This window comes from Helicobacter sp. CLO-3, from assembly GCF_001854545.1.
GTDB lineage: Bacteria > Campylobacterota > Campylobacteria > Campylobacterales > Helicobacteraceae > Helicobacter_B.
Map to the genome: position 1 here is coordinate 21,214 of NZ_MLQN01000029.1, position 6,635 is coordinate 27,848.

At 45.7% G+C, this 6,635-nt stretch carries 5 protein-coding genes and 1 pseudogene; 1 reads left to right on the forward strand and 5 read right to left on the reverse strand.

Annotation, left to right across the window (positions count from 1 at the left end; translation table 11 throughout):
* Window positions 1-207: 207 nt before the first annotated feature.
* The 5 genes and pseudogenes from dsbI to speA form a co-directional block, all read right to left on the reverse strand.
* Window positions 208-912: a protein-disulfide oxidoreductase DsbI gene (gene dsbI / locus BKN38_RS07975; RefSeq protein ID WP_082942647.1), complete on the reverse strand. Its 705-nt coding sequence runs from the start codon at window positions 910-912 to the stop codon at window positions 208-210.
* Window positions 913-1,437: 525 nt separating this feature from the next.
* The gene (locus BKN38_RS07980; RefSeq protein WP_233712834.1) at window positions 1,438-2,214 is read right to left on the reverse strand and encodes a thiol:disulfide interchange protein DsbA/DsbL; all 777 of its coding nucleotides are present in this window, start codon (window positions 2,212-2,214) and stop codon (window positions 1,438-1,440) included.
* 448 nt (window positions 2,215-2,662) lie between these two features.
* Window positions 2,663-3,292 (reverse strand): annotated as a pseudogene (gene cysE, locus BKN38_RS12005) (serine O-acetyltransferase); the annotation flags it as partial.
* Window positions 3,293-3,324: 32 nt separating this feature from the next.
* The gene (locus BKN38_RS12010; RefSeq protein ID WP_256325572.1) at window positions 3,325-3,450 is read right to left on the reverse strand and encodes a hypothetical protein; all 126 of its coding nucleotides are present in this window, start codon (window positions 3,448-3,450) and stop codon (window positions 3,325-3,327) included.
* Between the two features lie 28 nt (window positions 3,451-3,478).
* Entirely contained in the window at window positions 3,479-5,332 is a 1,854-nt protein-coding gene (gene speA, locus BKN38_RS07990) for an arginine decarboxylase (protein WP_066457623.1), read from the reverse strand.
* A gap of 379 nt (window positions 5,333-5,711) precedes the next feature.
* On the opposite strand from speA, the gene BKN38_RS07995 reads away from it, so the two are divergent.
* The coding region (locus tag BKN38_RS07995; protein WP_176754201.1) for a cache domain-containing protein at window positions 5,712-6,635 on the forward strand (924 nt) is incomplete at its 3' end.

Consider the following 6,635-nt stretch of genomic DNA (forward strand, 5'->3'; position numbering starts at 1 on the left):
CGTCATTGCTAAAAGAAACCGCACTTTGCCAAAACCTCAAAGAAACCAACCGTCATTGCGAGGCGCGCGGAGTGCGACGAAGCAATCTATTAATGGCACAAAATCTATAAAATTTAGATTCTGCTAAAATCTAGAATCTGTTTTTGCCTTTCTCTGTTTTTTTGGATTGCTTCGCTAGCGCTCGCAATGACGGTTAGAAAGTAGATTTTACGCCTTGCTGTGTGTTGCTCGCGAAAATATGGAGGAGGTGAGCATGAGGCTTAGCATCACAAATGCTGTGCCAAAGGCTAGCAGGCAGCATTCTGCCATGTTGCCAAACTGCCATTGTGGCAAAAGATACCAGCCATCTGTATAAAGCTCTACAAATGCCCTATGAAAGCCGCTAAGCTCCACGCCAGAAGGAATCATCGAGTAGTCAAACCCACAATCCCCGCTTGACAAAAACAAGCTAGGAAACCACTCATGCAGCGGCAACCCAAAGTCAAAATGCGGCTGCGCCGAGCATCCCTGCACGCCAAAAATATCATCACTATGCGCTGCGCGATGTATAAAATACAGCTTCACCGAGAAAAAGACGCCACGACACGCGCCATAAAAGCCAAGCAGATAGCCCAGAATCTTGCAAGCGATGCGGCGCGGATTTATCGCAGCGATGAGCCCGCCAAGCGCCATCACCACAAACGCATAGCGGATATACACGCAGTGCTCGCAAGGGCTCATATACCCATAAACCTGAAACAAAAAATGCGCCACGCCAACCAAAGCAAGACTAAGTGCAGACATCAAAAGCCAGATAAAGCGCCTATCTTGCAAGCGCGCAATGGCAAAAAGCACAGAATGCAGGCGGTTTGCGCGTGCGTGGCTTGAGTGATTTGTGTGGCTTTTGTTTTGTCGGCTTGGGTTGTTTGTCATTGTTTTGCTCCTTTTGGCTTTTGCTTTTTAACTGGGATGCGGAATCTAAAAGCTAAATTTTAAAATACTGAAAAATATCAAAAATCATGCGCTAAATAAATATTGTTTTGCGTGCTAAATCTCATGCGCCAAACCCAAAGCAGAATCTAAAAAATAAAATCCAAAAATGGATTCTGAAATTACAGATGTGGCGTGCCGGAATCTGCTTCTTGTGGATACTGCGCGCCAGAATCTGCTTTTTAAATTCTGGTTTTGATGCCAAAATTTAGAAAATCAGATTCTGTAAAATTTAGATTCTGGCAATCAGCGCGCAAGATTGGCGCAAAAATTGTGTTTAATAAATCCTTATCGCAGAATCCTTTTGCAAAATTTTTGGAATCCACATTTGCAAAATCTAGTTTTGCAAAATTTGGCTTGCGGAATCCGCTTTGCAGAATCTATGTCGCAAAATTGCGCGCTTTAAACTCGCAAAACCCAACAAAGCGCACGCCAAACTACCAAAACAAAGCCAGCGCGCCAGCGCGCCTATTTCTCCGCCAGCTCTTTTATTTTCGCGCTCAAATCCTCTATCGATTTTATCGCGTTTGTCTTGATGAGATATTTTCCATTGACGACAAACGCCGGGATGCCTTGCACCAGCGCGATTTTGTAACTACTCCCCCACTCTTTTAGCAGCTCTTTTGCGCGCGGCTGCTCGAGTGCTAGGCGATACTCCTCATCACTCACGCCCGCCGCCTTTAGCCCGCTTTGCACAAACCCCGCCTCATCCGCGCCATTTTTCCAGCGATTTTTTTTCATATGATACTCATCAAAATACGCGCGCTTGGCCTTTTGAAACGCGGACAGCTTCTCATCATTGATATCCACGCCCTTATTTTCATCTATCGTGATGAGTGCCGCAAACACGAGATTTGCACTCTTGCCATAGCTTCCCTTTTGCTCCAGATGATAAGGCTTAAACACCATGCCTTGCGGCAGATTCTCAATGACTTGTGGCAAAATCTTAGAGTATTTATAGCAAAACGGGCAGGCATAGCTATACACCTCTATAAGCGTATTTTGCGCGTTTGGCAGCGGCTCTTGCAGCGTGATATAATCCTCGCCTTCTGCTATTTGTGCTTGCATTTGCGCCTGTGCTAGCGCGCTAGAAAAAAGCATCGCGCATGCGAGAATCCAAAATTTTGCTAAAAGTTTTTTTGCAAGATTTTTTGGAGATTCCGCCAAAAGCCCACCACAAGATTTTTTCCATAAATTTTCCAGCAATTTTTTGAGGTATTTTTCTGCTGTCATTTTTGTCTGCATGATGCTCCTTTTGGGTCGGTTTAGATTTTTAGATTTTGCGCTTAGATTCTGGAGACGCGCAAGATTTTGCCTAGTCATTTTTCAGCACTTGGATATATTTTTCATAGCGCGCGTTTAGATTCTCTTTTAGCTCCTCAAGCGCCTTTTTGGCTTCCTCGCAGGCTTTGGCAGAATCCGCGCTAGAATCTATAAAATCGCCAGAATCCGCCACGCCAGAATCCATTTTGCCGGCACCAGCGGTTTTTGTGGCTTTGGTGGCTTTGGCGGCTTTGGCAGATTCTGCCGCGCGTTTTTCTAGCATTATTTCTTGCTCCAAAATCTCTATGCGCCCTAGCAGATACATTAGCGCGCTTTTGCTGACATCTGGCAGAGTGGCGGTGCATTTATCCGCGCTCGTTTTTTCCGCACTTATCGTGTTGGCATCCGCCTCGCTCGCGGTGTTTTTGCCCGCGCTAGATTCTAGGCTAGAATCTAAATACGCAGCATTTTCACTGATTTTCGCCTCGCTAGATTCTGCTTTATCATTTATGCCACCGCCCGCCTCGCCAGCTTCGCTATCTTTTGGCGGTATCACGCGCGCAGGGATTCCCACAGCGGTGGATTCTGGCGGGACATCTTTTATCACTACCGAGTTTGCGCCCACTTTTGCATTGCGCCCGATGGTAATATTTCCTAGCACCTTCGCACCTGCGCCGATGATGACGCCGGATTCTAGCGTAGGGTGGCGCTTGGTTTTTTCTAGGCTCACGCCGCCAAGACTTACGCCTTGATATATCGTCACATCATCGCCGATTATCGCCGTCTCGCCCACCACCACGCCGATGCCATGGTCGATAAACACGCGCCGCCCGATTTGCGCGGCTGGGTGTATGTCGATATTGCTCAAAAACTGCGCAAAACCCATGATGATGCGCGCCAGCACGCGCCACTCATTTTTATATAATCGATGTGCCACGCGATAATGCGCCAGCGCGATGAGCCCCGGGTAGTTGAAAAATAGCTCGATTTTTGATTTGAGCGCTGGGTCTCTGCTGGAGGGTGTAGAGAAATCCTCTTTCAAAAGCTCCCAGATTCCCATCTGCTCGGCGTTTATATCGTTTGGTTTTTCACTCATTTATATCCTTTTGTTTGTGGCTTGGCTTTAAGTTGCGAGAATCTGCAAGAATCCGCGCAGAATCTACATTCATCCGCGCCAAAACTCATCTGCGCCAAATCCCCGCGCACCACACTTGGCATTTTTTGGATTCTCGATGCTTTCTAGATTCTACCGCTCTTTGGATTCTTTGATGATGGTGCGCAGATAGCCATTTTCGCTTAGCATCACATAGAGTTGCCCTAGCAGCTCTTTTTTGTCATCATCGCTTATCTCGCCCTCATCGATGCGCTGTTTTAGCAGCCGCTCGATTTCTTTGGTGTCATAGTCGAGATCATCGAGCACATCGAGCACATTTTGCGCTTCTAGGAGGTTTGTGATCTCATAGCCTTTGTTTAGATCCTCATCAAACTCCACGCTAAACTCTGTAGGATGCGTGAAAAGATTATGCCTCATGCCAAGCACCTCTTGATACGCGCCCACTAAGAAAAATCCCAAAAAATACTCCTCTTTTGTCACATCCACATCATGCAGATACAGCGGCTGCTGCGCGTTAAACGCGATCTCGCCATCAGAATCACAGGTAATATCCCAAAGGCTCGCACTCCTTGTAGGGCGGCGGTTTAGCCTATCTAGCGGCATCACTGGGAATCCCTGCCCAAGTCCCCAATAATCCGGCAAACTCTGAAAAAAGCTGCAATTTAGCAAATACCGCTCTTGCACTTGTTCTTGGATTCTGATGATGTCGTTGTGGTTTTTGTGCTTTAGGAGTTTGATGATTTTTTTGATGATGAGATGCACGAGGATTTCGGTGTTTGAGCGATCGGTAAGATCGATATATCCTAGATCAAAAAGCGTCAATAGCGACTCCATATGATCCAAGCTATCATGCAGATACTCAATAGCATTTTTTTCTGTGAGGCTTTGGTAGAGATCGAGCATTTCAGCGATTAGTGGCGGGTTTTTTTCTTTTAGCCTAAGCGCGCGCTCATCGTATTCTTGCGAGAAAAGCTCTAGCACAGGTGCTACAAGCACTGCATGGTTGGCAGAGACGAAGCGCCCAGATTCTATGAAAATATCTGGCTCGCGCTCGTTTTTGTTGCGCACGATTTCTTTGAGTGAAAACACCACATCGCCGCTAAACTCGCTTAGCGTGTAGTTTCTGTCATTGTGTCCTTCGTGCTGGGTGTATTCTACTGCTAAGCCCCCGCCGATATTTACGCAAGTAAGGTTGCTAGCGCCCATTTTTCTAAGCTCGGCGTATATGTTGCCTACTTCTCTTAGTGCCTTTTTTAGCGGGGAGATGTCGCTTATCTGACTGCCTATGTGGAAATGTATCATGCTAAATTGCCCCACTAGCTTAGAATCCTCCAGCAAGCGCATAGCCTCCAAAAGCTCTGTAGAAGTCAGCCCAAACTTCGCATTTATCCCGCCAGACTTGCCCCATACACCTGTGCCTGTGCTATGTAGGCGGATTCTAAGCCCTATTTTGGGATATGGCGCGCCCATCTCGCGCGCTACTTCGATGATGGTTTCTAGCTCGTTTAGCCCTTCTATGGTTAGCGTGATGTCATGCCCCATTTTTGCCGCGATGAAGCCAAGAGATATCATTTCTTTGTCTTTGAAGCCATTTACGGTGATTGGCGAGCCGTTTTTGGTATAAGCCATAGCGATGATGAGCTCGGATTTACTGCCTGCTTCTAAGCCATAGCAGAGGTCTTGACTGCATGCTACAAGTGGCAGCACGAAGTTTGGCATCTGATTTACTTTTAGCGGGAAAACAGCTTTGAAATCGCCTTTGTAGTCGTATTCTTTTATCGCGTGGCGAAACGCGCTAAAAAGCTGGGTAATCTGCTTATGTATCAAATGTGGAAATCGCACCAAAAGCGGCCCCTTATAGCCTTTTTCTCGTATCTCTTCTACTATGCTTATAAGTGCTGGCTTGCTTTGATGATTTACCTTCACCACGCCATCTTCGATGATGAAGTCATCATTTGACCAGAATCTAATCCCATAATCAACCACAGCTTTGCTCCTAGCAAGATAATTTGGGCTCAATATCTTAAAGCGCTTTTATCTTGGAAATATATCTTAAAAAATGCAAGGCGACATTATACTACAAATATAGCAAGTATCCTCAACGACTTTTTGCGTATGCTTTAGGTAAATTTTGGCAAAATATCTGCTATAATTGCCCGCTAAGGCAGGGGTGCTTGACTTTCACACTATTATCTTTATGTATTTATCGCTTTTTTGCATTGTTTTGATTTAGATTCTGATTTGGCTAGATTCTGGCTAGAATCTGCTTTTTTGTGGCTTTGCGGCTTTTGTTTATGGTTTTTGCATTTTGGCATTTTGAGATCGCGTTTTAGGCTTTATTTCACCAAACACTAAGGAGAATCCAATGCGCCTTAATATCAAACAAAAAATGCTCATCATCGCCTTTGGCATAAGCTTGGTGATGTGTGTGATTTTCGTGCAATTTTCTCTAAACAACAAAAATATGACGCAAGCCCTGCATGATGATATGCTAGAGCTAATCGGCAGCAATGTCAGCGAGCGCGTGGAGCTGCTTACCGTGTCTGCAGCGCAAACCATAGGCGATTTGCTAAAAAATGTCCCTGATGAAGAGGATAAAATCCGCATCATCGCCACTGCGATAGAAACCTTCCGCTTTGAAGAGGACAAAAGCGGCTACTACTATGTCTATAAAAAGACCAAAAGTGTAGCCCACCCAGTGCGCAAAGACTTGATAGGCAAAGACCTAGCCGATGCCAAAGATGCCAATGGCGTGCAATATGTGAGCGAGCTTTATAAAGCGGCGAAAAATGGCGGGGGCTTTGTGCGATTTGACTTCACCAAGCCCCAGCCTGATGGGACAAACACCATAGCCGAGAAGCTCTCATACGCCAAGCTTATCCCAAACACTGATGATATTTGGATATCTACAGCTGTATATACAGACACGCTAGAAAATATGGCTGAAGGGCAGGCGGCGCCGCTGATTGATGCTATGCGAAAGACATTTTTTGAAGCGCTTGTCGTGGGCGTGATATTGTTTTTGCTGCTTATTCCATTTGGATATTATTTTTACTACAAGCTTACAAGGTCGATTTGGGACATTTCTAGCGGGATAGCTTCGTTTTTTAGATACCTAAATCACGAGACAGATTCTGTGCAACAAGTGCGCATCAGCACAAGCGACGAAATCGGCGTCATGGCTCAAGCCATCAATGAAAACATCAAACGCACTGAAGAAGGCTTGCAAAAAGATGCCAAAACAATAGAGCAATCAGCTCACACTGCCAAAGAAGTAGAAGAAGGCAAT

Excerpts from the sequence above, each read along its gene's own strand:
- dsbI (WP_082942647.1), bottom strand. The coding sequence starts at position 912 with ATGACAAACAACCCAAGCCGACAAAACAAAAGCCACACAAATCACTCA.
- BKN38_RS07980 (WP_233712834.1), bottom strand. The coding sequence starts at position 2,214 with ATGCAGACAAAAATGACAGCAGAAAAATACCTCAAAAAATTGCTGGAA.
- BKN38_RS12010 (WP_256325572.1), bottom strand. The coding sequence starts at position 3,450 with ATGCCAAGTGTGGTGCGCGGGGATTTGGCGCAGATGAGTTTTGGCGCG.